The sequence below is a fragment of the Streptomyces tritici genome (genome assembly GCF_048500665.1).
GTDB lineage: Bacteria > Actinomycetota > Actinomycetes > Streptomycetales > Streptomycetaceae > Streptomyces > Streptomyces tritici.
In genome coordinates this window covers 792634-816209 of the sequence record NZ_CP183183.1, presented here as the reverse complement: position 1 = coordinate 816209, position 23576 = coordinate 792634, and the positions used below count along the sequence as shown (strand labels likewise).

The window sequence follows — 23576 nt, the reverse complement described above, 5'->3', positions numbered from 1 at the left end:
GCCGATGAGCGCGGAGGAGACCCCGAAGGGGGCGTCCCAGGAGCCGTCGGAGCCGGCGGCGGGCGGCGAGCAGGCCGCGGCACAGGCCGCGAAGCCGGAGCTGACCGGCCGTCAGCGGCTGGCCGCGGGGCTGTGGCCGCCGCGGTTCAGCCGGGCCCAACTCGTCGTCGCGCTGCTGCTGTTCGTGCTGGGCCTGGGCCTGGCCATCCAGGTCCGCTCGACCAGCGACAACAGCGCCCTGCGCGGCGCCCGCCAGGAGGACCTGGTACGGATCCTCGACGAGCTGGACGACCGCACGCAGCGGTTGGAGGACGAGAAGACCCGTCTGGAGAGCCAGCGGCGCGAGCTGGAGAGCAGCTCGGACCAGGCGGAGGAGGCCCGCAAGCAGACGCGGGAGAAGGAGCGGCAGCTCGGCATCCTCGCCGGCACCGTCGCCGCCCAGGGACCGGGCATCACGCTGACGGTCCGGGACGGCGCGGGCGCGGTCGAGTCGGACATGCTGCTCGACGCGATCCAGGAGCTGCGGGCGGCGGGCGCCGAGGCGATCCAGGTGAACGACGTGCGTGTGGTCGCGGACAGCTACTTCTCGGGCGGTGACGGCGACATAGAGGTCGACGGGAAGCGGGTGACGGCTCCGTACGTCTTCAAGGTCATCGGCAAGCCCGAGGATCTCGAGCCGGCGCTGAACATCCCCGGCGGGGTGGTGCAGACGCTGGAGAAGGAGCAGGCCACCGCCACGGTGAGCCGCTCGAACAAGATCGTCGTGGACGCCTTGCGGCCCGTGGAGCGCCCTGACTACGCTCGGTCGTCATCGCAGTGAGGCGGGGGTACATGGGGGAAGCGGGACAAGGGCGTGACGTTGCGGGGGGTCGCCGCAGGCAACTCCCGGTGCGTGGTGGAAACTGTCCGGAGGTTACGGACGTTGTGAAGGTGTCCGGGTCGACTGTTGTGTCGAGCCAGGGTTCGTCCTGCCCCACGGGCGGGTCTGTTTCGGTCAAGGGGAATCGCCCGTGAAGTTGTTTGGGAAGTTGTTCGGCAAGAGCGCACGCGAGGACGGCGGCAACGCCAAGCACCGCGCGCCGCGCGAGGCCCAGAGCGAGGAACAGCAGGCCGAGCGGCCGCTCTTCCGCGACGAGGTCGGTGCGCAGGGCGGTGACATTCCGGGCGGACAGGGCGCGTCTTCTGTTGACCCTGCCGGTCCCGGACGCATAGGTTTCGGAGAACCATCAACCTCAAGTGCGGGTGGAGGGTTTGCCTCCGACCCGTATGCGACCCACGCCTCCGCGGGGCAGCCGCGGCAGGAGGATGCGTCCATGCCGGTGTGTACGAGGTGCGGCCACCGCAACGCCGCGGACAGTCGGTTCTGCTCCAACTGCGGGGCGCCGCTGCGCGGTGCGGCCCCGGCGGAGCGCGCGTCGGAGACGACGTCGACGATCTCGATCTCGGGCATCGAGGCGTACGAGTCGGAGGTCACCGGCCAGACCGCACTGCCGTCGTTGTCGCCGGAGGCGCAGGCGGCGGTCGACGCCCTGCCGGCCGGTTCGGCGCTGCTGGTGGTGCGCCGCGGGCCGAACTCGGGCAGCCGCTTCCTGCTGGACGGCGAGCTGACCACGGCCGGCCGTCACCCGCAGAGCGACATCTTCCTGGACGACATCACGGTGTCGCGCCACCACGTGGAGTTCCGCCGGTCCCCGGACGGCAGCTTCACCGTGGCCGACGTCGGCAGCCTCAACGGCACGTACGTCAACCGCGAGCCGATCGAGTCGGTCCGGCTCAACAACGGTGACGAGGTTCAGATCGGCAAGTACCGGCTGGTGTTCTACTCCAGCCAGCGGAGCGTCTGACCGCTCCGGAAAACCTTCAGGGAAGGTCCATGGTGCGAACAGCGACGGGCGGTGCCGGTTCCGGCACCGCCACCGCGGGCGAGCGGCTGGTGAGCATCGGGGCGGTGCTCGGCCAGCTGCGCGACGAGTTTCCCGAGGTGACCATCTCGAAGATCCGGTTCCTGGAGGCGGAGGGGCTCGTCGAGCCGCAGCGCACCGCCTCCGGCTACCGCAAGTTCAGCCCGCAGGACGTGGAGCGGCTCGCCCAGATCCTGCGGATGCAGCGGGACCACTATCTGCCGCTGAAGGTGATCCGCGAGCACCTGGACGCGCTCGCCCGCGGCGAGCAGGTGCGGCTGCCGTCGCCCAGCCCGCAGCGCGACCTGCTGGACGGGGCCTGGGACCCGGAGCAGGACCGTCCGACGGCGGCCAGGATCGGCCGGGCCGAGCTGCTCGCCGCCGCCGAGGTGACCGAGGCGGAGCTCGCGGAGTGGGAGTCGTACGGGCTGATCGCCCCGGGGCCCGAGGGCGGGTACGACGCGGAGGCCGTCAACGTCGCCCGACTTGTCGCGGATCTGGGGAGATTCGGTCTGGAACCGCGGCATCTGCGGGCGGTGAAGGCGGCCGCGGACCGCGAGGCGGGTCTGGTCGAGCAGATGGTCGCCCCGCTGCGGCGGCACCGGAATCCGCAGACCAGGGCGCATGCCGAGGCGACCGCGAAGGAACTGGCGGGCCTGTCCGTGCGGCTGCACGCCGCGCTGGTGCAGACCGCGCTGGGGCTGCGGCTGCAGTGATCTTGGCCGGGCCCGACTATCCAAACCGGTCGAGCACGGCCTAGGGTTGCTGTGTGAACGAGCTCGACGTTGTGGGTGTCCGGGTGGAAATGCCCTCCAACCAGCCGATCGTGCTCCTGCGCGAAGTGGGAGGCGACCGGTACCTTCCCATCTGGATCGGTCCCGGAGAGGCGACCGCGATCGCCTTCGCCCAGCAGGGCATGGCGCCTGCCAGGCCGTTGACGCACGACCTCTTCAAGGATGTCCTCGAGGCCGTGGGCCAGGAGCTCACGGAGGTGCGGATCACCGATCTGCGCGAGGGCGTCTTCTACGCGGAGCTGGTCTTCGCCAGCGGTGTCGAGGTGAGCGCCCGGCCGTCCGACGCGATAGCGCTGGCGCTGCGGACGGGAACGCCGATCTACGGCAGTGACGGCGTCCTGGACGACGCCGGCATCGCGATTCCGGACGAGCAGGAGGACGAGGTGGAGAAGTTCCGCGAGTTCCTCGACCAGATCTCCCCGGAGGACTTCGGAACCAGCAACCAGTGACCCCCGTGCCGCGGGTGCGCTCAGCGCATTCGAGTAGCCTTTCCCGGAGAGAGACACGGGAAACCACTCTCAGGGTGATTATCACTCGGCGTGCCGAGTGTGGCGATCGTTGACGCACCCCGAGTGACTGCCTACCGTCGAGTGGGCAGGTCAAGGACGGAGGGTCGGCGTGATGAGCAGCGGCGACGGTACGGCAGGGGGCGCTCTCGGACGCACTCCGGGAGAGAGTGGGCTGTACCCGCTCCAGAGCGGCGCGGCCGGCGTGCCCGCCGAAACGAGCACCGACAGCATCGGCTACCGCGGGCCCACCGCCTGCGCCGCCGCCGGCATCACGTACCGGCAGCTCGACTACTGGGCCCGCACGGGTCTGGTCGAGCCCAGTGTCCGTCCCGCGTACGGATCCGGGACGCAGCGCCTGTACAGCTTCCGCGACGTGGTCGTGCTGAAGATCGTCAAGCGCTTCCTGGACACCGGAGTGGCCCTGCAGAACATCCGCGCCGCGGTGCAGCACCTGCGGGCGCGGGGGTTCCGGGACCTGGAGCGCATGACGCTGATGAGCGACGGCGCGACGGTGTACGAGTGCTCCTCGCCCGACGAGGTGGTCGACCTGCTCAAGGGCGGCCAGGGCGTCTTCGGGATCGCGGTCGGCGTGGTGTGGCGGGACGTCGAGTCGGCGCTGTCGCAGCTGCACGGCGAGCGGGTCGACACCGGCGAGACGCTGATCGGGCACAACCCCGGGGACGAGCTGGCCCGGCGGCGGCGCGACAAGGCCGTCTGAGACGACCGACTCCCACGGACCCGCACAACAGTGCGGGTCCGTTGTCAGTGGGGTAGGGCAGCATCGGAGCTGTGAGAGCCGCGCCGACGATCCTGCATCTCGACATGGATGCGTTCTTCGCCGCCGCCGAGCAGGCGGCGAAGCCGAGCCTGCGCGGAAAACCGGTCGTGGTCGGCGGGCTCGGCCCGCGCGGGGTGGTCGCCACCGCCTCGTACGAGGCCCGCCGCTTCGGGGTGCACTCCGCGATGCCGATGGCCCAGGCGCGGCGGCTGGCGCCTCATGCGGCTTATCTGTACCCGCGGTTCTCGCTGTACAAGGCGGTCAGCGAGCAGGTCATGCGGCTGCTCGGGGAGCTGTCCCCGCTGGTCGAGCCGCTGAGCCTGGACGAGGCCTTCGTGGACCTGGAGGCCGGGGGCGCGGCCTGGGACTCGGCGAGCGCGCGGGAGGCCGGTGAGCGGTTGCGCAGGGGCATTCTCGGCACCACGGGGCTCACGGGGTCGGTGGGGCTCGCGGGATCGAAGATGCTCGCCAAGATCGCCTCGGAGGAGGCCAAGCCCGACGGCCTGGTGCTGATCGAGCCGGGGACTGAGCGGGAGCTGCTCGGGCCGAAGTCGGTGCGGATCCTCCCGGGCGTCGGGCCGGCCACGGGGGAGCACCTGCGCCGGGCCGGGATGACCACCGTCGCCGATCTCGCCGCGGCCGGCGAGGACGAGCTCGTACGGCTGCTGGGGCGGGCGCACGGGGCCTCGCTGCACCGCATGGCCCAGGGGTACGACGACCGGCCCGTGGTGGCCGAGCGGGATGCCAAGTCGGTGTCCGTGGAGGACACCTTCGACGTCGACCTGCACGACCGGGTGCGGATCCGGATCGAGGTGGAGCGGCTCGCCGAGCGCTGCGTGGGGCGGCTGCGCGCCTCCGGGCACTCGGGCCGCACGATCGTGCTGAAGGTGCGCCGCTTCGACTTCTCGACGCTCACGCGCTCGGAGACGCTGCGCGGTCCCACCGACGACCTCGCGGTGGTCCGGGAGGCGGCCGCGCGGCTCCTGGAGGCCGTCGACACCACCGGAGGGGTGCGCCTGCTGGGGGTCGGCGTCAGCGGCCTCGCCGACTACACACAGGAGGACCTCTTCGCGCAGGCGGCGGAGGCCGCCGACGCCGCGGAGCCCGCGGCCGACGAGGGCGGGCCGGCCGCCGCGGAGGCGCCGGCGGACGAGCCCGAGCCGCCCCGGGAGCGGCAGTGGCACCCGGGGCAGGACGTCCGGCACGCCGCGTACGGCGCGGGCTGGGTGCAGGGCAGCGGCGTCGGCCGGGTCACGGTGCGCTTCGAGGAGCCCGGCTCGGCCCCCGGACGGGTCCGTACCTTCCCGGCCGACGACCCCGACCTGGAGCCCTCCGAGCCGCTGCCCCTGGTGCCGCGGACTTCCTAGGAAGGCCGCTCAGGACTCGTCGCGGCCCGCGAGGCGGCCGAAGTCCCGGTCCTCGTGGGGTGCGGGGGGCAGGGCGATGCTGTAGTGGCGGTAGAGCTGGAGCTCCTGCTCCGGCGAGAGGTGCCGGCCCACGCCGAAGTCGGGGGCCTCCTTGATGAGCGCCCGCTCGTACGGCACGTGGAGGCCGTCGTCGGCGAGCTCGCTGGTCTCCAGCGGGACGAACGCGTCCCGGCTGAACAGGCCGGTGCGGACGGCGGCCCACTCGGGGACCCCGGTCGCGTCGTCCAGGTACACCTCGTCCACGGTGCCGATCTTGGCCCCGTTGCGGTCGTACGCCTTGCGGCCGATCAGGCTGCGCGGATCGATGTCGGTCTGCACGGTCCCTCCAGATGGTCGCAACTGCTCTCCCCACCCCCTACGAAAGGGCACATCGGGGATATCGGCCACTTGAGCGATCTGGCGGCGCAACGGCGCTGGTAGGCTGGCTGTGGCTGTCGACCCCGCGCGGGAGAGTCCTCCGGAGATCCTCCGGGGGCGCCGAAGGAGCAAATCCTCCCCGGAATCTCTCAGGCCCCCGTACCGCGCGGACGAGGTCACTCTGGAAAGCAGAGCGGGAGTCCGACGGCATCCGCTCTCACCGACGGTGAAAGCCGGCATGCCCCCACGCGCGCCGGTGAAGCTCTCAGGTTGAGATGACAGAGGGGGAGGCCGTCCGGGCACCCGCGCCGAGGTGCCCCTTCAGGGTCGTGAAGACCAGGAGGCCTCCGCCATGACCGCCAACCGCACCCCGCTCACCGCACTCGAACAGGGCATCCCCTTCGAGCAGCGGCACATCGGGCCGGACGCCGAAGCCCGCGCCAAGATGCTCGCGCACGTCGGCTACGGCTCCCTCGACGAGCTCACCGCCGCCGCGGTGCCGGACGTCATCAAGAGCGCGGAGGCCCTCGGCCTCCCGGCCGCCCGTACCGAGGCGGACGTGCTCGCCGAGCTGCGCGCGCTCGCCGAGCGCAACCAGGTCGTCGCGCCGATGATCGGCCTCGGGTACTACGGCACCTTCACCCCGCCGGTGATCCTGCGCAACGTCATGGAGAACCCGGCCTGGTACACCGCGTACACGCCGTACCAGCCGGAGATCTCGCAGGGCCGCCTGGAGGCGCTGCTCAACTTCCAGACGATGGTCGCCGACCTCACCGGTCTGCCCACCTCCGGCGCCTCGCTGCTCGACGAGGGCACCGCCGCCGCCGAGGCCATGGCGCTGTCCCGCCGCGTCGGCAAGGTCAAGAACGGCGTGTACGTCGTCGACGCCGACGCCCTGCCGCAGACCATCGCCGTCATCGAGACCCGCGCCGAGCCGACCGGCGTCGAGGTCGTCGTCGCCGACCTGTCCGCCGGCATCCCCGCCGAGCTCGCCGAGCGCGGCGTCTTCGGCGTGCTGCTGCAGTACCCGGGCGCCTCCGGCGCGGTCCGCGACATCAAGCCGGTCATCGACCAGGCCCACGAGCTCGGCGCGATCGTCACCGTCGCCGCCGACCTGCTCGCCCTGACCCTGCTGGCCTCCCCGGGCTCCCTCGGCGCCGACATCGCCGTCGGCACCACCCAGCGCTTCGGCGTCCCGATGGGCTTCGGCGGCCCGCACGCCGGCTACATGGCCGTCCAGGACAAGCACGCCCGCTCCCTGCCCGGCCGCCTCGTGGGCGTCTCCGTCGACGCCGACGGCAACAGGGCGTACCGCCTGGCGCTGCAGACCCGCGAGCAGCACATCCGCCGCGAGAAGGCCACCAGCAACATCTGCACCGCGCAGGTCCTGCTCGCCGTCATGGCCGGCATGTACGCCGTCTACCACGGCCCCGAGGGCCTGCGGACGATCGCCCGGCGCACCCACCGCTACGCGGCGATCCTCGCCGGGGGCCTCAAGGCCGGCGGGGTGCAGCTCACCCAGGGCGCGTACTTCGACACCCTCACCGCCCGCGTCCCCGGCAAGGCCGACGAGATCGTCGCCGCCGCCCGCGAGGCCGGGGTCAACCTGTACCGCGTCGACGCCGACCACGTCTCGATGTCCTGCGACGAGACCACCGGCCGCGAGCAGCTCGCCGCCGTCTGGTCGGCCTTCGGCGTCACCGCCGACGTCGACGCGCTCGACGCCGTCACCGAGGACGCGCTGCCGGCCGATGCGCTGCGCACCGACGAGTACCTCACCCACCCCGTCTTCCACGCGCACCGCTCCGAGACGTCGATGCTGCGCTACCTGCGCCGCCTCGCCGACCGCGACTACGCGCTGGACCGCGGGATGATCCCGCTCGGCTCCTGCACGATGAAGCTGAACGCGACCACCGAGATGGAGCCGGTGACCTGGCCCGAGTTCGGCCAGATCCACCCGTTCGCGCCGGTCGAGCAGGCCCAGGGCTACGTCACGCTCATCACCGAGCTGGAGGAGCGCCTCGCCGAGGTCACCGGCTACGACAAGGTGTCCATCCAGCCCAACGCCGGCTCCCAGGGCGAGCTGGCCGGTCTGCTCGCGGTCCGCGCGTACCACCGCGCCAACGGCGACGAGCAGCGCACCGTCTGCCTCATCCCGTCCTCCGCGCACGGCACCAACGCCGCCAGCGCCGTGATGGCCGGCATGAAGGTCGTCGTCGTCAAGACCGCCGACGACGGCGAGGTCGACGTCGAGGACCTCAAGGCCAAGATCGAGCAGCACCGCGACGAGCTGTCCGTGCTGATGATCACCTACCCGTCCACTCACGGTGTGTTCGAGGAGCACGTCTCCGAGATCTGCGGCCTGGTCCACGAGGCCGGCGGCCAGGTGTATGTCGACGGCGCCAACCTCAACGCCCTGGTCGGCCTCGCCAAGCCGGGCCACTTCGGCGGCGACGTCTCGCACCTGAACCTGCACAAGACCTTCTGCATCCCGCACGGCGGCGGCGGCCCCGGCGTCGGCCCGGTCGCGGTGCGCGAGCACCTCGCCCCGTACCTGCCGAACCACCCGCTGCAGCCGACGGCCGGCCCGGAGACGGGCGTCGGCCCGATCTCGGCCGCCCCCTGGGGCTCGGCCGGCATCCTGCCGATCTCCTGGGCCTACGTCCGGCTGATGGGCGGCGAGGGCCTCAAGCGCGCCACCCAGGTCGCGGTGCTCGCGGCGAACTACATCGCCAAGCGTCTGGAGCCGCACTACCCGGTGCTCTACACCGGCCCGAACGGCCTCGTCGCGCACGAGTGCATCGTCGACATCCGCCCGCTGGCCAAGGCCACCGGCGTCAGCGTCGACGACATCGCCAAGCGCCTGATCGACTACGGCTTCCACGCGCCGACCATGTCGTTCCCGGTCGCCGGCACGCTCATGATCGAGCCGACCGAGTCCGAGGACCTCGTCGAGCTGGACCGGTTCTGCGACACCATGATCGCGATCCGCGCCGAGATCGAGAAGGTCGCCTCCGGCGAATGGCCCGCCGACGACAATCCGCTGGTCAACGCCCCGCACACGGCGGCCGCGCTGGGCGGCGAGTGGAACCACGCGTACACCCGTGACGTGGCCGTCTTCCCGGCCGGCGTCTCCGCCGCGGACAAGTACTGGCCGCCGGTGCGCCGGATCGACGGCGCGTTCGGCGACCGCAACCTGGTCTGCTCCTGCCCGCCGCTGGACGAGTACGACGCCTGAGCCCACGCCCCGCAGGGGCGGCCGGCATGAGTGAGGGCCGGTCCGGAGCACTGCTCCGGACCGGCCCTCGCCGTCGTGCGGCGGTGCGTTCAGGCCGCCTGCGCCACCTGCCCCGTGGTCAGCGGCCGGTGCGGCGCGATGATCTGGCCGTCCGGCAGCAGCTCACCGGTGTCCTCGAAGAGCAGGACGCCGTTGCACAGCAGGCTCCACCCCTGCTCCGGGTGGTGCGCCACCGGGCGCGCCGCCTCCCGGTCGGCGGAGTCGGCGGACGGACAGGCAGGCTGATGCTGGCACATGGATGCGTTCTTTCGCTGCGTGGTGGTGAGTGTCCTGCGGCTCGATGCGGTGTTCATGGCCGCCCCCGTGGTGAGTTCGTACGGTCCAAGTGTTCCCCTGCGGACGACGATCCGCAGGGATTTCACTGCAGCTCTTCCTACTACAGGAGGACGCATCACCCGCGCGGGCGGTTCAATCCAACTGCACGGCCCCTTCGGGTGGTTCGGGATGGTCCCGGCGGGCTAGTCCGTCCGGGGAGGGCTCCGCACAGCTGTGCTCAGGCGGCCGGGGCCGTCGAGCCGAACAGGGGTGCGGCGGGCGCCAGGCGCAGGGTGAGCACCGGCAGCAGATCGGCGACCCGGTAGGGCCGGTGCGAGGCGATCCCCGGCGGCGCGGGGGCCAGGGGGATCAGCAGATCGGACGGGTCGGGGACGCCGTCGGCCCCGTCGGCGGCGGTGTCGCCGTGCAGCCACAGCGTCAGCATGTACAGGTCGGGGACCGAGATCAGCCGCGGCTGGTACGTGCCCGGCAGCGACTCGGCCTGCGCCAGGGCGCGTTCGGTGGCGGCGAGGTACGGCCCCTCGAAGAAGTGCGAGAAGGACCAGCCGTCGGGGGTGAGGACCGCGTCGCCGGCGGCCACGGCCCGTTCCGTCCCCCGGATCAGGAACCGCCAGGCGGTGAGCCGGGTGCGGGGTGCCGGCGCGGGCGGTGCGGCCGGTTCCCGTACGTCCCACACGTGGACGGGCAGGGGGAGTTCGGGGCTGAGCGGTCCCTGGTGGGACCTGAGCGCGGGAGTGCGCGCCTCGCTGACGGCGGTGGGGGAACCGAGGGCCGCGAGGACGCTGCGCAGGGCCGGCGCGGGGGCCGGAGAAGGCAGGAGCATGGTGGGTCGCCTCTCGCTCAAGAGACAAGGGTGATGCGGGGCAGGCAGACGCGGACGGACGGCGCTGTCGGCTGCGGGGCCGGGCCGGAAGCGGGACATGTGGACATGACCGGGCGCCGACGCTCTGCCTCGTCCGCGGAGTTTATACGACGGCTGTTCAGACAGTGTTTCCGCTAGTCGCCCTCGATATTCCGGACAAGGCTCGATCAGGCCCTGTTTTCCGGGGGATTCGCCGGATTTCCGATGAACGCCACTGTGCCGCCTGCGCGTTCTCGGCGGGGACGGACGGCCGAATTGCTTCGGTGCCGGTCCGGACCGGTCGCGCGGAATATGCGTGAGGCGTCGTGCCACGGGTAAGTGCCGGTGGTTCGACGTAACTCAGCCTACCGTCCGGCCGGTGGCCGCGCAGGCGTTATGGATCAGTCAGCTGGGCATTATCGTCCGTGACGCGAGCGACGGAGCCGCGGGCTGCCCACTCGAGGAGGGACCCTTCGATGGGGGAGAAGGTCGTGGCAGACGGGTTCGACCTGTCCGATCGACAGAAATACCGCAGGAAGTTGCAGCAGTGCCTGGCGGGACTGGCGCGGCTGCTGGCGGAGAAGAGGTTCGACCGGCCCCGCAATCTCATGGGCCTGGAGATCGAACTCAATCTGGCGGGCCGCGACGGCCTGCCCCGGATGATGAATGCCGAGGTGCTGGAACGCATCGCGAGCCAGGATTTCCAAACAGAACTCGGCATGTTCAATCTCGAAGTGAACATCGCCCCGCACCAGCTCGGCGGCCGCGTCTTCGACCAGCTCGCCGAGGAACTCCGCGCCGGTCTGGGATATGCCGACCGCATGGCCCGGGAAGTGGACGCCGGGGTGCTCATGATCGGAATTCTGCCGACGCTCCGGCACGGCGACATGGGCCCCGAGCACCTCTCCGCCGTCGACCGCTACATGCTGCTCAACGACCAGCTGGTCGCCGCCCGCGGCGAGGACTTCGCCCTCGACATAGAGGGCGTCGAGCGGCTGCGCTGCACCTCCTCGTCGATCGCCTGCGAGGCGGCCTGCACCTCCGTGCAGCTGCACCTCCAGGTGACGCCCGCGCGGTTCGCCTCCGTCTGGAACGCGGCGCAGGCGACGGCGGCGGTGCAGATCGCCGTCGGGGCCAACGCGCCCTTCCTGTTCGGCCACGAGCTGTGGCGCGAGTCCCGGCCGCCGCTGTTCCAGCAGGCGATCGACACCCGGCCGCCCGAGCTTCAGGCGCAGGGCGTGCGCCCGCGGACCTGGTTCGGGGAGCGGTGGGTGGACTCGGCGTACGACCTCTTCGAGGAGAACCTGCGCTGGTTCCCGCCGCTGCTGCCGCTGATGGACGAGGAGGATCCGCTGCGGGTCCTCGACGAGGGCGGAGTGCCCTCGCTGCAGGAACTGGTGCTGCACAACGGCACGGTCTACCGGTGGAACCGGCCGGTGTACGGGGTGGTCGACGGCGTCCCGCACCTGCGCGTGGAGAACAGGGTGCTGCCGGCCGGGCCGACGGTGGAGGACGTGGTGGCCAACGCCGCCTTCTACTACGGCCTGGTGCGCGCGCTCGCCGACGAGCCGCGGCCGGTGTGGAAGCGGCTGTCCTTCCAGGACGCCGAGGCCAACTTCGACGCGGCCTGCCGGTACGGCATCGACGCCGAGCTGCGCTGGCCCCGGCCGGGCCGGGGCGGCGGCGTCGCGCCGGTGCCCGCCGTGAAGCTCGTACGGGACGAACTGCTGCCGCTCGCGGCGGCCGGGCTCGACGCCTGGCAGATCGAGCCGGCCGACCGCGACCACTACCTCGGGATCATCGAGCAGCGCTGCCGGCTCCGGGTGAACGGCGCGTCGTGGCAGGTGGAAACGTTCCATCGCGCCCTGGCGTCGGGGCTCGACCGGGACGAGGCGTTCGCGGCGACGACCCGCCGGTACACGGAGCTGATGCACACCGACGCACCGGTGCACACCTGGCCGGCGGGTCCGTAGCGCCGTCTACCCTGGCGGGGCTGGACGGACCCGAGGGGTGAGCGGCGTAGTGGAGGCACGAGTGCGGGCGGAGTCGGGAGCGGCGGCGGTTTCTCCTGTGCCGGAGGGACCGCCGCGGCGGATCCTGCGGTCCGAGACCTTGCTGGTCCTGGCCCTCTCGCTGGGCGCCAGCGGGGTGTCGGCGCTGATCAGCTTCATCGGCTCGCTGACCAAGCCGGGCGGCCTGAAGGACCAGGCGGCCACGCTCAACGGCTCCTACGCCCCGGGCCGCCCCTGGCTCGACCTGGCCTGGCAGCTCTTCGGCATCGCCAGCGCCCTGGTGCCGGTCGTGCTCGTGGCGCACCTGCTGCTGCGCGAGGGCACCGGTCTGCGGGCCATCGGCTTCGACCGGACGCGGCCCTGGCAGGACCTGGGCCGCGGGACGCTGATCGCGGCCGGCATCGGCAGTGCGGGGCTCGCCTTCTATCTGGTGGCCCGGGCGGCCGGGTTCAACCTGACCGTGGTGCCCGAGGCGCTGCCGGACGTCTGGTGGAAGTACCCGGTGCTGATCCTCTCGGCGATCCAGAACTCCGTGCTGGAGGAGGTCATCGTCGTCGGCTATCTGCTGCGCCGGCTCGACCAGCTGGGCTGGACGCCGTGGGCGGCGCTCGCCGCGAGCTCGGTGCTGCGCGGCTCGTACCACCTGTACCAGGGCATCGGCGGCTTCATCGGCAACGTGGTGATGGGCGTGGTGTTCGTCCTGCTGTACCGCCGCTGGGGCCGGGTGGGACCGCTGGTCGCGGCGCACGCGCTGCTCGACATCGTGGCGTTCGTCGGGTACGGGCTGCTGGCCGGCCGGGTGGACTGGCTGCCCACGGTCTGAGCGACCGCCCGCGAGACGCCGAAGGGGCGTACGGCACCGCCGTACGCCCCTTCGGCGTTCCTCGCCCGTCCTCAGGCGCGCAGTTCGCCCTCGATCACCGTCACCGCGTGGCCGTTGAGCAGCGTGCGGTCGCCGCGGAGGCGGGTGCGCACCATGCCGGTACGGGCGCCGCCCTGCAGTCCGGTGAGTTCCTCGCGCCCGAAGCGGGCCGACCAGAACGGGGCGAGCGCCGTGTGGGCGCTGCCGGTGACCGGGTCCTCGTCGATGCCGACGCCCGGGAAGAAGCCGCGGGAGACGAAGTCGTAGCCGCGCCCCGGCTGTTCGGCGGCCGCGGTGACGATGATCCCGCGGTCGGACAGGTCCTTCAGGGCCGCGTGGTCCGGCGTGAGCCCGCGGACGGCCGCCTCGTCGGTCAGCTCGACGACCAGGTCGCCGATGTGGGCGGAGGTGTCGTGCACCGAGACGACCTCGGCGCCGAGCGCCTCGACGAGGCCGGCGGGGGCGGCGACCGGCTTCAGCTCCGAGGTGGGGAAGTCCATCGTGATCGTGCCGTCGGCCTCGGCGGTCGCCCCGAGGATGCCGCACCGCGCGGCGAACCGCACGGTGCCCGCGGCCTTCCCGACCGTGTTGATGACGTGCGCGGTGGCGAGCGTGGCGTGGCCGCACATGTCGACCTCGGTGGTCGGCGTGAACCAGCGCAGCGCCCAGTCGGCCTCGCCGCCGGCGGGCAGCGGGTGGGCGAAGGCGGTCTCGGAGAGGTTCACCTCGGCGGCGACCTTCTGCAGCCAGTGGTCGTCCGGGAACGAGTCGAGGAGCAGCACGCCGGCCGGATTGCCGGCGAAGGGACGGTCGGTGAAGGCGTCGACGATTCGGATGCGCATGGGGCAGACCGTACGGCGTGCCCGCGGGCGCGGACCAAGGCCAATCGCGGACGGCTGGACCGGCTGGACCGGGACCGCGGGACCGATGCTTGCCGAGCGAGCTATTCCGATATATCGTCGAAGCATCGCGACAGATCAACGATGGAAGGAGCGTAGCGATGCGTTCACAGGGACACGAGCACGAGCACGGCCGCGGACACTGCGGCCCCGGACATCGCGGCTGGGGCGGTTTCGCCCGGGGTGACTTCGAGGCGCGGCGGGCGGCCTTCGGTCCGTTCGGACCGGGCTTCGGCGGCCCCTTCGGAGGCCCCTTCGGCGGCGGTCGCGGACGCGGCGGCGGAGGGCGGGCGCGGCGCGGTGACGTGCGCGCCTCGATCCTCGCGCTGCTGAAGGACCGCCCGATGCACGGTTACGAGATGATCCGCGAGATCGGCGAGCGCAGCGGCGGGGCCTGGAAGCCCAGCCCCGGCTCCGTCTACCCGACCCTCCAGCTCCTGGAGGACGAGGGGCTCATCACCAGCGCGAGCGAGGGCGGCAAGAAGCTGTTCACGCTCACCGACACCGGGCGCGCCGAGGCCGAGTCCGGGCCGGAGGCCCCCTGGGAGGAGGCCGGGCGCGGCGTCGACTGGGACGCCCTGAACGAGGTCCGCCAGGCCGGCTTCGGTCTGATGGAGGCGTTCGGGCAGGTCTGGAAGACCGGGAACGCCGAGCAGCGGCAGAAGGCCGTCGACGTCATCAACGAGGCGCGCAAGAAGCTGTACCTCATCCTGGCCGACGAGCACTGAGCCCTTGGCCCGGCCGGGCAGCGCGAGGGCCCCGCGGCGAACCGCCGCGGGGCCCTCGGGTGTACCTGCTCGTACCGCGCGTCCGGCGCGTACCGGCGCGTCTCAGGCCACCAGGCCCGCCAGCTTCCGCAGCGACTCGTCGAGCGCCGCCGTCGCAGAGTCCTTCAGCCTGCCCGCCATCAGCGAGACCGCCGCCCCGGTGAACTCGCCGTCGATGCGGACCGTCGTCGCCTCGCCGTCCGGCGTCAGCGAGTAGCGGGTGCCGACGTCGACGCTCATGGGCCCCTTGCCCCGGATCGCGAGGACCCGGGCGGTCTCCACTTCCTCCACCGTCCACGTCACCTCGGCCGGGAAGCCCATCAGCTTCATGTTCTCGACGAACGTGGCCCCGGCCGCCAGGCTCTGCGGGCCGCCGTTCGGGAAGCTCGTGTGGGTGGCGTTCCACGCGCCGTACGCGGTGAAGTCGGTCAGCTGCGCCCAGACCTTCTCGGCCGGCGCCTCGATCCGTGCCTCCGCGCTCACTTCGGCCATGCGACCACCCCTTCTCGTCGGGCTACCGGTGTCGCGGAACGTAGCCGGGCGGGCGTGAACATTCAATACTGATGAACCGTCAGATCCTGTTCCGGGCTCACGAGTTCTGCCGGGCCAGTTCCTCCGAACCGCCGACCCAGCGGATCTCGGCCGAGTCGAACCAGTCGGAGGCGCGCGGTCGGCCGCTGTCCTCGTGGCAGTGGTAGGCGGCCCAGAAGAGATCGGCGGGCAGCGCCTTGCGCGGTGCGTACACGCGGTAGACGTACTGCCGTCCGTCCAGAGCGACAAGAGCGACCATCCAGAACATACTTCGAGGACGAATCCTGGCGGGGTCATGGTTGCGTGTGGGGCGCAGGGCAAGGCGGCGCGCGCCACGCACGCCGGATCCGCGCGATCTCATCCGTAGGGAGGAGGCGTCGGCCGTGCGTGCCCACCTCACGTGGGATGCGCGGATGCTTCTCGGCGGGGATGTTCCGGCCACCGCGGGATGATGAGGTGGAAGGGTGCACCATCCTGTCCCGCGGATACCCGCCCAGCCCGCTCCGTACCGCCTCGCGATCGAGTCCCGCCTGACCGTCGAGCTGGCCATGGTCCTCGCCGGGGCCCGCCGCCGGGCCCTGCGGTGCGGCGACCGGCAGGTCGACACCGCGCACCTGCTGCACGCGCTCCTGGAGTCCGACCCGGCGGTGCGCGCCGCCTTCGCGGGCGAGGCGCAGGTCTCCCGGGTGCTGGCCTACCTCGTCCAGCGGAGCATCGGCTACGGCCTGCGGTGGCGGAAATCCGCCGCCCCGTCCACCTCCGCCTCGTCAGCGTCCGCCTCCGCCCCGTCCGCCTCCGTCCCCTCCCCGTCCGCCTCCTCCCGGTCCACCGAGCTCGTCCGCGGCCCCCTCGCCGCCGGGCCCGGAGGCTGGTCGCCGGCCGCCGCCGCCGCGATGGACGGCGCCCTGGAACGCGCCGCCCGCCGGGGCGACCAGCGGGCCGCCGGCCTCGACGTGCTCGCCGTCCTCGTCGCCGACCCGGACTGCCGGGCCGTCGAGGTGCTGCGCCGGGCGGGGGTCCGGACCGGCGTCCTGGCCGCCCGGATCGCCGAGCTGTCTCAACAGGTGTCACAGGGGTGACGCACCTGACGGTGCGCTGTCATGATGGCCGGATGCACGCGTCTCAGGGGAGAAGCGCCGGCCTGGGACTCGCCCTGGCCTCGGCCTTCGCATTCGGTGGATCGGGAGTGGCGGCCAAGCCGCTCATCGAGGCGGGACTCGACCCGCTGCACGTGGTGTGGCTCCGGGTGGCCGGCGCCGCCCTCGTCATGCTGCCGGTGGCGTGGCGCCACCGCGGACTGCTGCGCCGCAAGCCCGCCCTGCTGGCCGGCTTCGGTCTGCTCGCCGTGGCCGGCGTCCAGGCCTGCTACTTCGCCGCCATCTCCCGCATCCCCGTCGGTGTCGCGCTGCTCGTCGAGTACCTCGCGCCCGCCCTGGTGCTCGGCTGGGTGCGGTTCGTCCAGCGCCGGCCGGTGACCCGGGCCGCCGCGCTCGGCGTGGTGCTCGCCGTCGGCGGGCTCGCCTGCGTCGTCCAGGTCTGGTCGGGGCTGAGCTTCGACCTGCTGGGCCTGCTGCTCGCGCTGGGCGCGGCCTGCTGCCAGGTCGGCTACTTCGTCCTGTCCGACCAGGGCAGCGACGAGGCCGAACCGGCCGACCCGCTGGGCGTCATCGCGTACGGACTGCTCGTCGGCGCGCTCGTGCTCACCGTCGTCGCCCGCCCCTGGGGCATGGACGCGTCCGTGCTCGCCGGCCCCGCGCACCTGGACGGCACCGCGGTCCCCGCCTGGCTGCTGCTCGGCTGGATCGTGCTGGTCGCCACCGTCGTCGCGTACGTCACCGGCGTGCTGTCGGTGCGCCGGCTCTCCCCGCAGGTCGCCGGGGTGGTCGCCTGCCTGGAGGCCGTGATCGCGACCGTGCTCGCGTGGGTCCTGCTCGGCGAGCACCTGGGCGCGCCGCAGCTCGTCGGCGGTGCCCTGGTCCTGGCCGGGGCGTTCATCGCCCAGTCGGCGACGCCGAAGGCGTCGGCGCAGGATCCGGTGGCCGGTTCCGGACCGGCCGACCGCGAGACCGAGTTGTCCGCGGGCCGGACCGCCTCGTAAGGTGCCGATCATGCATTCGACCGTGCTTCCGCCCCCCGCCGCCTAGGCGCGGGCGGAAACCCTCCGACGAAGACCGGACCCGGCGGCGCGACCGCCCCGGGTGGTCCGTCGCTGCCCGCCCGCGGAGCCGAGCGACCACCCACCCGTCTTCCCACGGAGAAGAAGCACGTGTCGAACCCTCTTTCCCCCTCCACCCTGCCCGCGGTCGGGCGGAGCCTCCTCTACCTCGTCGTCGCCGGGCTCGCCTGGGGCACCGCCGGCGCGGCCGCCTCGCTGGTCTTCCGGGCCAGCGACCTCGGCCCGCTCTCCCTGTCCTTCTGGCGCTGCGTCGGCGGACTCGTCCTGCTGCTGCCCGTGCTGCTGCTGCGCCGCTCCCGCGCCACCGCCGAGGCGGCGGCCGAGCCGCGCGGCCGGCGCCTGCTGCGGATCCTCGGCACGGGAATCGGTCTGACGGTGTTCCAGAGCGCGTACTTCGCCGCCGTCCAGTCCACCGGCCTCGCTGTCGGCACCGTCGTCACGCTCGGCGCCGGTCCCGTCCTGATCGCCCTCGGCGCGCGGCTGCTCATGGGCGAACGGCTCGGCCGGGGCGGCGCGGCGGCCGTCGCCGGGGCGCTCGCCGGACTCGGCGTGCTGGTGCTCGGCGGCGGCGCCGCCGAAGTGCGCCCGGCCGGCGTGGCCCTCGCCGTGCTCTCCGCCGCCGGGTACGCGGCGATCACCCTGCTCACCCGGTGGCTCGGCCGGGACGGCGGCGCGGACTCCCTGTCCACCACCGCCTGGGCCTTCGCGATCGGCGCCGCGGGGCTGCTGCCCATGGCCGTCGCCGAGGGCCTCCTCCCGCACACCGGACGGCCGCTGGAGGTCGTGGCCCTGCTGGTCTACGTCGCCGCGGTGCCGACGGCGCTCGCCTACGCGCTGTACTTCGCGGGCGCGGCCGTCGTCCGGGCGGCGACGGTCTCCGTGATCATGCTCCTGGAGCCGGTGAGCGCGGCCCTGATCGCGGTGACGCTGCTCGGCGAGGAGCTCACGGCGGCCACCGTCGGCGGGACCGTGCTGCTGCTCGCCGCGGTGACGGGCCTGGCGGCGGCCGAGGCGCGCACGGCGGCGGTCCGTCGCCGCGAGGCGGCCCTCACAACGCCGTGACGTACTCCGGGACGGCGATGCCGGGGGCCAGGGTCTCGGCCGGGATCGGGGTGCCGTAGGCCGGGGTCACCGGCACGACGCCGGTCCAGTACGGGAGGCCCAGGTCCTCGGGGTCGTCGTTCGGGCCGCCGGTGCGGACCTTCGCCGAGACCTCCGCGAGGTCGAGGCGGAGGACCGCCGTCGCGGCCAGCTCCTTGGCGTTCGCCGGCCGGGAGTCCCGGGAGCGGCCCGGCACGACCTGGTCGACCAGCGCGTCCAGGGCCTCGCGCAGCTCGTCCCGGTCGGTGACCCGGTGGGCGGTGCCGTGCACCACGACCGAGCGGAAGTTGAGCGAGTGGTGGAAGGCGGAGCGGGCCAGGACCAGGCCGTCGACATGGGTGACGGTCAGGCAGACCTCGAGGCCGGGGTCGGCCGCGCGGGCCTGGCCCGAGCCGGTGGAGGCGTGCACGTACAACCGCTCGCCGATCCGGCCGAACAGCGTCGGGAGCACGACCGGCGCGCCGCCCCGCACGAAGCCCAGATGGCAGACGTACGCCTCGTCGAGTATCGAGTGGACCAGGTCCCGGTCGTACGAGACGCGGTCGCGGCTGCGGCTCGGGGCGGTGCGCCCGGTGGGCTCGTAGGCGGCGGGCTCGTCCGTGGGCGCGGTCCCGGGCAGGGTCGTCGACATTGCACTCTCCATTGCACTAGTGCATACTTGCGTTTGTGCTAGGAGAGTATCGGATCGAAGGGTGTCGCGCATCGGAGATCGCGGCCAGCGTGGAGCGCGGGGTCGGCTCGGGAGCTCTGGAGCCGGGCCAACTGCTGCCGCCCATGCGGGAGTTGGCGGCTCGGCTCGGGGTTAACCCGAACACCGTCGCGGCCGCCTACCGCACGCTGCGCGAGCGCGGGGTGATCGAGACCGCGGGTCGGCGGGGCAGCCGGGTGCGGTCCAAGCCCGCCACGACCGCCCGCGGCACCCTCCGGGTCGAGGCCCCCGCCGGCGTCCGGGACGTCAGCGAGGGCAACCCCGAGCCGTCGCTGCTGCCCGACCTCGGCGCGGCCTTGGCCGCGGCCGCCCGGCGCAACGCCGAACGGCCCGTGCTGTACGGGGAACCCGAGGTGGACGCCGACTTCGCCCGGCTCGCGCGGGCCGCGATGGACGCCGACGGCGTGCCGGGCGGCCCGATCGCCGCGACCTCGGGCTCCCTCGACGCGATCGAGCGCGTGCTGAACGCCCATCTGCGGACCGGTGACGCCGTGGTGGTCGAGGACCCCGGCTGGGGCAGCCTCCTCGACCTCCTTCCCGCGCTCGGGCTGCGGCCCGTGCCGGTGCCCCTCGACGACGAGGGCCCGCTGCCGGAGGAGGTCGCCCGCGCCCTGCGCGGCGGGGCCCGCGCGCTGATCGTCACCGCCCGCGCGCAGAACCCGACCGGCGCGGCCGTCGGCGCGCGGCGCGCCGCCGAGCTGAGGGCGGTGCTCGCCGAGCATCCGGGGACGCTGTTCGTGGAGGACGACCACGGTCACGGCATCGTCGACGTGCCGCTGCACCCGATCGCGGGCGGCACCACGCACTGGGCGCTGGTGCGTTCGGTCGCCAAGGCGTACGGACCCGACCTGCGGGTCGCCGCGCTGACCGGCGACCCGGTGACCGTCGACCGGGTGGCCGGCCGGCAGCGCCTCGGCCCCGGCTGGGTCAGCCATCTGCTGCAGCGGGCCGTCGTGGAGCTGTGGGCGAGCGGGGCGGTCGACCCGGCGGCCGTGGCCGGCTGGTACGGGGAGCGGCGCGACGGGCTCGTACGGGCGCTGGCCGCGCGGGGGGTTCCGGCGTACGGCGCGACCGGCATGAACGTGTGGGTGCCGGTCGCCGACGAGACCGGGGCGGTGACCCGGCTCCTCGGCGCCGGGTGGGCCGTCGCGCCGGGGGCCCGGTTCCGGTCGGCGACGGGGCCCGCGGTGCGGGTGACGGTGTCGGGGCTGGCCCTGTCGGACCTGGAGCCGCTCGCCGACGTGCTCGCCGCCGCGGCGGGGCCCGCGCCGGCCCGGGCCTACGGCTGAGGCGCGGCGCTCACTGCCGAGGCGCCGGGCCCACGGCCGAGGCGCCCGGCCTTCTGCCCGGGGCGCGGCAGTCGTACGACCGCCGTGCCCGCGGTCAGGTCCACCGTCGTCCGGTGCGGCGGGGCGCCGTCGTCCTCCTCGTCGGGGACGATCAGGCTCGACTGCCGTTCCTTCAACTCGTGCGCCTTGCCCGGCGACAGGCTGGCGTGCAGCTGCTCGAAGCCGGTCGCCGCGACCTGCCCCTGACGCGCGCCGTTCCGCCACGGCAGCACCCCGGCCCGCCCCATGCGCAGCAGCAGCTGGTCGACGAAGGCCAGGACGGTCAGCACGACGACCAGACCGGGCAGGGTCATGAAGACGATGGTCTGCATGACCCCAGTATCCGCGCCGCCCCTCGCGCCGTAAGTCGCCCGTCGCGCCGTGAGCCGCCCGTCGCGCCCAGCCGTGTGCGCGAGCTAGCGGCCGGTCTCGGCGGGGACGGGGTCCGTGCGGTCCTCGGCCGCGCCCGCCGCCACCGGCTCCGTTCGGGGGCGCCGGGCCGGGCCGCGGGTCTGGGTGAGCGCGGCGCCGGCGAGGACGACGGCCGCGCCGACCGGGGTGTTCCAGGTGAGCGACTCGTCGAGGAGCGCGACGCCCGCCGCCGTCGCGATGACCGGGATGAAGTACGTGACCATGGCCGCCGTCGTCGGGCCGACCTCGGCGACCACGCCGTACTGCAGCAGCATCGCGTACCCCGTGCCGAGGGCGCCCAGCGCCAGCACCGAGAGCAGCGGCAGCAGCTCCACCGAGTCGGGGACGGTCGTGAACAACGGGGTGACCACGGCCAGTTGGAGCGTCGCCAGGCCGACCTGGGAGCCCGCGAGGGAGAGGTGCGAGGCCGGGTTGCCGGCCAGCGTGCGGCGCACGTAGATCCAGCCGACCGCGTAGCTGAACGAGGCGAGCAGCGCCATCGCCGTGCCCGTGGCGTCCAGGCCCGAGAAGCCCTGCCAGGCTCCGAGCACGGTCAGCACGCCGACGAAGCCGATGCCCAGACCCGCCGCGCGCAGCCGCGTCGGCCGGTCCTCGGAGAGCGCGACCAGCGAGAGCAGCATGCCCCACAGCGGCGTCGTGGCGTTGCAGATCCCGGCCAGCGTGGACGGGATCGTCAGCTCCGCGTACGCGAACAGCGAGAACGGCAGGGCGTTCAGCAGGAACGCGGCCACCGCGAGATGCCCCCAGGTGCGCGCGCCGCGGGGCAGCCGCTCGCGCTTGACCGCCATGACGACCGCGAGCACCGCCGTCCCGAACAGCAGGCGGCCGAAGGTGACCTGGAAGGGGGCGAAGCTCTCGTTGCCCACCTTGATGAACAGGAAGCTGAAGCCCCAGACGAGGGCGAGGGCGGCGAAGCGGAGACGCCAGTCGACGGTACGGCGAGTGCGGGTCATGACGACCAGCGTGACGCCCCGGACCTCGTAGGACAAGCGAGATTTCGTGCGCGCTTTCTCGTAGCATCGCTTATATGTTGAACCTGGAGCGCCTGCGCACCCTCGACGCCCTCGCCCGCCACGGCTCCGTCAGCGGCGCCGCCGACGGGCTGCACGTGACGACCTCCGCGGTCTCGCAGCAGCTGTCCAAGCTGGAGCGCGAAGTGGGCCAGCAGCTGCTCGCCAAGAACGGCCGGGGCGTCCGGCTCACCGACGCGGGGCAGCTGCTCGCCGAGCACGCCGCGCGGATCCTGTCCCAGGTGGAGCTGGCCCAGGCGGACATCGAGGCGCAGCGCGGCCGCGTCGTCGGCGAGGTGCGCATCGCGGCCTTCCCGACCGCCGCGCGCGGGCTGTTCCCCGCGGCGCTGCGCGCGCTGCGCGCCGACCACCCGGAGCTGCGGGCCCGTACCAGCGAGCTGGAGCCGGAGCGGGGCATCCGGGAGGTGCTGCGCGGGGACGCGGACCTGGCGATCGTCCTGGACTGGAACAACAAGCGGATGCCCGTGCCCGGCGGGCTGGCCCGCGCCCACCTGCTCGACGACTCCGCGGACGTGGCCATGCCGCTGGACCACCCGCTCGCCGGGCGCTCCGAGGTGGACCTGGTCGACTTCGCCGAGGACGACTGGGTCTCCTGGCCGGAGGGCGAGTTCTGCTACGAGTGGCTGATGTTCACGCTGCGGTCCCAGGGCATCGAGCCGCGCATCGCTCACCTGGCCGGCGAGCACCACACGCAGCTCGCGCTGATCGCGGCCGGCCTCGGGGTCTGCGTCACCCCGCGCCTCGGCCGCGGCCCCGTGCCGGAGGGCGTGGTGCTCGTCCCCGTACGGCAGCGGGTGCGGCGGCACATCCACGCGGTCTGGCGCACCGACGCCGACCGGCGGCCGTCCATCCGCGCGGCCGTGGAGGCGCTGCGCGAGGCGGGCCGGGCGGCGGGGGAGTAGCCGGCGGAGGCCGGCGCGGTCCCCGGGGCCGTCCGGCCTCAGAGCGCGCCGAGTTTGCGGAAGTCCCAGGAGGCGATCGCGTCCGGGGTGAGCCGCAGCCAGGCGTGCCGGCCGTCGTGCGGCATCGCGTCCAGGCCGAAGTTCTTGCGGGCGAACAGCCGTTCCGGCACCTCGAGTTCGGGGCAGGGCTCGCCCGTGCGCGGGGCCTCGCCGACGAAGACCGCCGTACCGGACAGCTCCACGCCCCGCAGCTCCCCGTACTCCTCGCCGGCGTCCACCACCACCGCGAGGCGCGGGTCGCGGCGCAGCTCCGCCCAGCGGCGGCTGCGGGTGATCGAGTACAGCCACAGGGAGGCGCCGTCCCAGGCGAACCACAGGGCGCTGACGTGTGGGCGGCCGTCGGCGGAGACGGTGGCGACCCGGCAGGTGCGCTGCTCGGCGAGGAAGGCGTCCACCTCCGCGGGGGTCATCATGATCCTGCGTCCACGGCGCTGTGCGACGGTCATCTGCCGCCCCTCCCCATTGGTCTGACGGAACGTCAGAGAAGCATCCTCGCTCTTCCCCCCCGACGCAATGGCCGTTACCGTCGCGCGCCCGGAACGCCGGGCGGACCGCCCCGGCAGGAGCCCGGCAGGAAGCCCAGAA

At 73.2% G+C, this 23576-nt stretch carries 25 protein-coding genes and 1 riboswitch; of the genes, 15 read left to right on the top strand and 10 right to left on the bottom strand.

Translation table 11 applies throughout. The features are described 5' to 3' along the window. Nucleotides 1-4 precede the first annotated feature (4 nt). From ACNJ93_RS03805 to ACNJ93_RS03780, 6 genes are all read left to right on the top strand, one after another. Entirely contained in the window at nt 5-820 is an 816-nt protein-coding gene (locus ACNJ93_RS03805) for a DUF881 domain-containing protein (protein ID WP_418955894.1), read from the top strand. 82 nt (nt 821-902) lie between these two features. Further along, nucleotides 903-1844: an FHA domain-containing protein gene (locus tag ACNJ93_RS03800; protein ID WP_418961299.1), complete on the top strand. Its 942-nt coding sequence runs from the start codon at nt 903-905 to the stop codon at nt 1842-1844. A 29-nt stretch (nt 1845-1873) separates the two neighbouring features. Continuing rightward, complete coding sequence (locus tag ACNJ93_RS03795) at nt 1874-2617, top strand: MerR family transcriptional regulator (protein WP_418955893.1); 744 nt, start codon at nt 1874-1876, stop codon at nt 2615-2617. 53 nt (nt 2618-2670) lie between these two features. Further along, nucleotides 2671-3144: a bifunctional nuclease family protein gene (locus tag ACNJ93_RS03790; protein WP_067026588.1), complete on the top strand. Its 474-nt coding sequence runs from the start codon at nt 2671-2673 to the stop codon at nt 3142-3144. 172 nt (nt 3145-3316) lie between these two features. Further along, nucleotides 3317-3922: a MerR family transcriptional regulator gene (locus ACNJ93_RS03785; protein WP_418955892.1), complete on the top strand. Its 606-nt coding sequence runs from the start codon at nt 3317-3319 to the stop codon at nt 3920-3922. A 71-nt stretch (nt 3923-3993) separates the two neighbouring features. After that, nucleotides 3994-5349, top strand: a complete 1356-nt coding sequence (locus ACNJ93_RS03780; protein ID WP_418955891.1) for a DNA polymerase IV — start codon at nt 3994-3996, stop codon at nt 5347-5349. 9 nt (nt 5350-5358) lie between these two features. Here the strand turns inward: ACNJ93_RS03780 and ACNJ93_RS03775 are convergent, their stop codons facing one another. Beyond that, nucleotides 5359-5727 carry a PRC-barrel domain-containing protein gene (locus ACNJ93_RS03775; RefSeq protein WP_418955890.1) on the bottom strand — a complete coding sequence of 123 codons (369 nt, stop codon included), beginning with the start codon at nt 5725-5727 and terminating at the stop codon, nt 5359-5361. A 117-nt stretch (nt 5728-5844) separates the two neighbouring features. Continuing rightward, nucleotides 5845-5941, top strand: a riboswitch (glycine riboswitch). Between the two features lie 177 nt (nt 5942-6118). Here ACNJ93_RS03775 and gcvP point away from each other — a divergent pair. Further along, nucleotides 6119-9004 (top strand): aminomethyl-transferring glycine dehydrogenase, encoded by a 2886-nt coding sequence (gene gcvP / locus ACNJ93_RS03770; protein ID WP_418955889.1) that lies wholly within the window; start codon nt 6119-6121, stop codon nt 9002-9004. An 89-nt stretch (nt 9005-9093) separates the two neighbouring features. On the opposite strand, the gene ACNJ93_RS03765 is transcribed toward gcvP, so the two are convergent. Further along, nucleotides 9094-9300 (bottom strand): DUF5999 family protein, encoded by a 207-nt coding sequence (locus ACNJ93_RS03765; RefSeq protein WP_418955888.1) that lies wholly within the window; start codon nt 9298-9300, stop codon nt 9094-9096. 257 nt (nt 9301-9557) lie between these two features. After that, nucleotides 9558-10163 (bottom strand): hypothetical protein, encoded by a 606-nt coding sequence (locus ACNJ93_RS03760; protein ID WP_418955887.1) that lies wholly within the window; start codon nt 10161-10163, stop codon nt 9558-9560. 494 nt (nt 10164-10657) lie between these two features. On the opposite strand from ACNJ93_RS03760, the gene ACNJ93_RS03755 reads away from it, so the two are divergent. Both ACNJ93_RS03755 and ACNJ93_RS03750 read left to right on the top strand, forming a co-directional pair. Next, nucleotides 10658-12154: a glutamate--cysteine ligase gene (locus tag ACNJ93_RS03755; RefSeq protein ID WP_418955886.1), complete on the top strand. Its 1497-nt coding sequence runs from the start codon at nt 10658-10660 to the stop codon at nt 12152-12154. 97 nt (nt 12155-12251) lie between these two features. Further along, the gene (locus ACNJ93_RS03750) at nt 12252-13016 is read left to right on the top strand and encodes a CPBP family intramembrane glutamic endopeptidase (RefSeq protein ID WP_418955885.1); all 765 of its coding nucleotides are present in this window, start codon (nt 12252-12254) and stop codon (nt 13014-13016) included. 71 nt (nt 13017-13087) lie between these two features. On the opposite strand, the gene ACNJ93_RS03745 is transcribed toward ACNJ93_RS03750, so the two are convergent. Then, nucleotides 13088-13897, bottom strand: a complete 810-nt coding sequence (locus tag ACNJ93_RS03745; RefSeq protein WP_418955884.1) for a PhzF family phenazine biosynthesis protein — start codon at nt 13895-13897, stop codon at nt 13088-13090. A gap of 158 nt (nt 13898-14055) precedes the next feature. Between ACNJ93_RS03745 and ACNJ93_RS03740 the strand changes: the two genes are divergently transcribed. Then, complete coding sequence (locus ACNJ93_RS03740) at nt 14056-14682, top strand: PadR family transcriptional regulator (protein WP_418955883.1); 627 nt, start codon at nt 14056-14058, stop codon at nt 14680-14682. A gap of 102 nt (nt 14683-14784) precedes the next feature. Here the strand turns inward: ACNJ93_RS03740 and ACNJ93_RS03735 are convergent, their stop codons facing one another. After that, the gene (locus ACNJ93_RS03735; RefSeq protein ID WP_418955882.1) at nt 14785-15213 is read right to left on the bottom strand and encodes an SRPBCC family protein; all 429 of its coding nucleotides are present in this window, start codon (nt 15211-15213) and stop codon (nt 14785-14787) included. Between the two features lie 97 nt (nt 15214-15310). Continuing rightward, the gene (locus ACNJ93_RS03730) at nt 15311-15520 is read right to left on the bottom strand and encodes a hypothetical protein (protein WP_418955881.1); all 210 of its coding nucleotides are present in this window, start codon (nt 15518-15520) and stop codon (nt 15311-15313) included. 196 nt (nt 15521-15716) lie between these two features. On the opposite strand from ACNJ93_RS03730, the gene ACNJ93_RS03725 reads away from it, so the two are divergent. The 3 genes from ACNJ93_RS03725 (at nt 15717) to ACNJ93_RS03715 (ending at nt 18490) form a co-directional block, all read left to right on the top strand. Further along, nucleotides 15717-16331 (top strand): Clp protease N-terminal domain-containing protein, encoded by a 615-nt coding sequence (locus tag ACNJ93_RS03725; RefSeq protein ID WP_418955880.1) that lies wholly within the window; start codon nt 15717-15719, stop codon nt 16329-16331. Between the two features lie 32 nt (nt 16332-16363). Beyond that, nucleotides 16364-17350: an EamA family transporter gene (locus ACNJ93_RS03720; protein WP_418955879.1), complete on the top strand. Its 987-nt coding sequence runs from the start codon at nt 16364-16366 to the stop codon at nt 17348-17350. 168 nt (nt 17351-17518) lie between these two features. Then, nucleotides 17519-18490 (top strand): DMT family transporter, encoded by a 972-nt coding sequence (locus ACNJ93_RS03715; RefSeq protein ID WP_418955878.1) that lies wholly within the window; start codon nt 17519-17521, stop codon nt 18488-18490. On the opposite strand, the gene ACNJ93_RS03710 is transcribed toward ACNJ93_RS03715, so the two are convergent. Further along, complete coding sequence (locus tag ACNJ93_RS03710) at nt 18477-19160, bottom strand: pyridoxamine 5'-phosphate oxidase family protein (RefSeq protein WP_418955877.1); 684 nt, start codon at nt 19158-19160, stop codon at nt 18477-18479. The genes ACNJ93_RS03715 and ACNJ93_RS03710 overlap by 14 nt on opposite strands. A gap of 35 nt (nt 19161-19195) precedes the next feature. Here ACNJ93_RS03710 and ACNJ93_RS03705 point away from each other — a divergent pair, with 35 nt between their 5' ends. Continuing rightward, nucleotides 19196-20527, top strand: coding sequence for an aminotransferase class I/II-fold pyridoxal phosphate-dependent enzyme (locus tag ACNJ93_RS03705; RefSeq protein ID WP_418955876.1), 1332 nt, complete (start codon nt 19196-19198; stop codon nt 20525-20527). Here ACNJ93_RS03705 and ACNJ93_RS03700 read toward each other — a convergent pair. Continuing rightward, entirely contained in the window at nt 20518-20898 is a 381-nt protein-coding gene (locus ACNJ93_RS03700) for a DUF6191 domain-containing protein (protein ID WP_418955875.1), read from the bottom strand. The two genes, ACNJ93_RS03705 and ACNJ93_RS03700, sit on opposite strands and share 10 nt — an antisense overlap. A gap of 84 nt (nt 20899-20982) precedes the next feature. Continuing rightward, nucleotides 20983-21951 (bottom strand): DMT family transporter, encoded by a 969-nt coding sequence (locus ACNJ93_RS03695; RefSeq protein WP_418955874.1) that lies wholly within the window; start codon nt 21949-21951, stop codon nt 20983-20985. Between the two features lie 74 nt (nt 21952-22025). On the opposite strand from ACNJ93_RS03695, the gene ACNJ93_RS03690 reads away from it, so the two are divergent. Next, nucleotides 22026-22931 (top strand): LysR family transcriptional regulator, encoded by a 906-nt coding sequence (locus ACNJ93_RS03690; protein ID WP_418955873.1) that lies wholly within the window; start codon nt 22026-22028, stop codon nt 22929-22931. Nucleotides 22932-22969: 38 nt separating this feature from the next. Here ACNJ93_RS03690 and ACNJ93_RS03685 read toward each other — a convergent pair whose 3' ends face one another. Continuing rightward, nucleotides 22970-23437, bottom strand: a complete 468-nt coding sequence (locus tag ACNJ93_RS03685) for a pyridoxamine 5'-phosphate oxidase family protein (protein WP_418955872.1) — start codon at nt 23435-23437, stop codon at nt 22970-22972. Nucleotides 23438-23576: the final 139 nt, after the last annotated feature.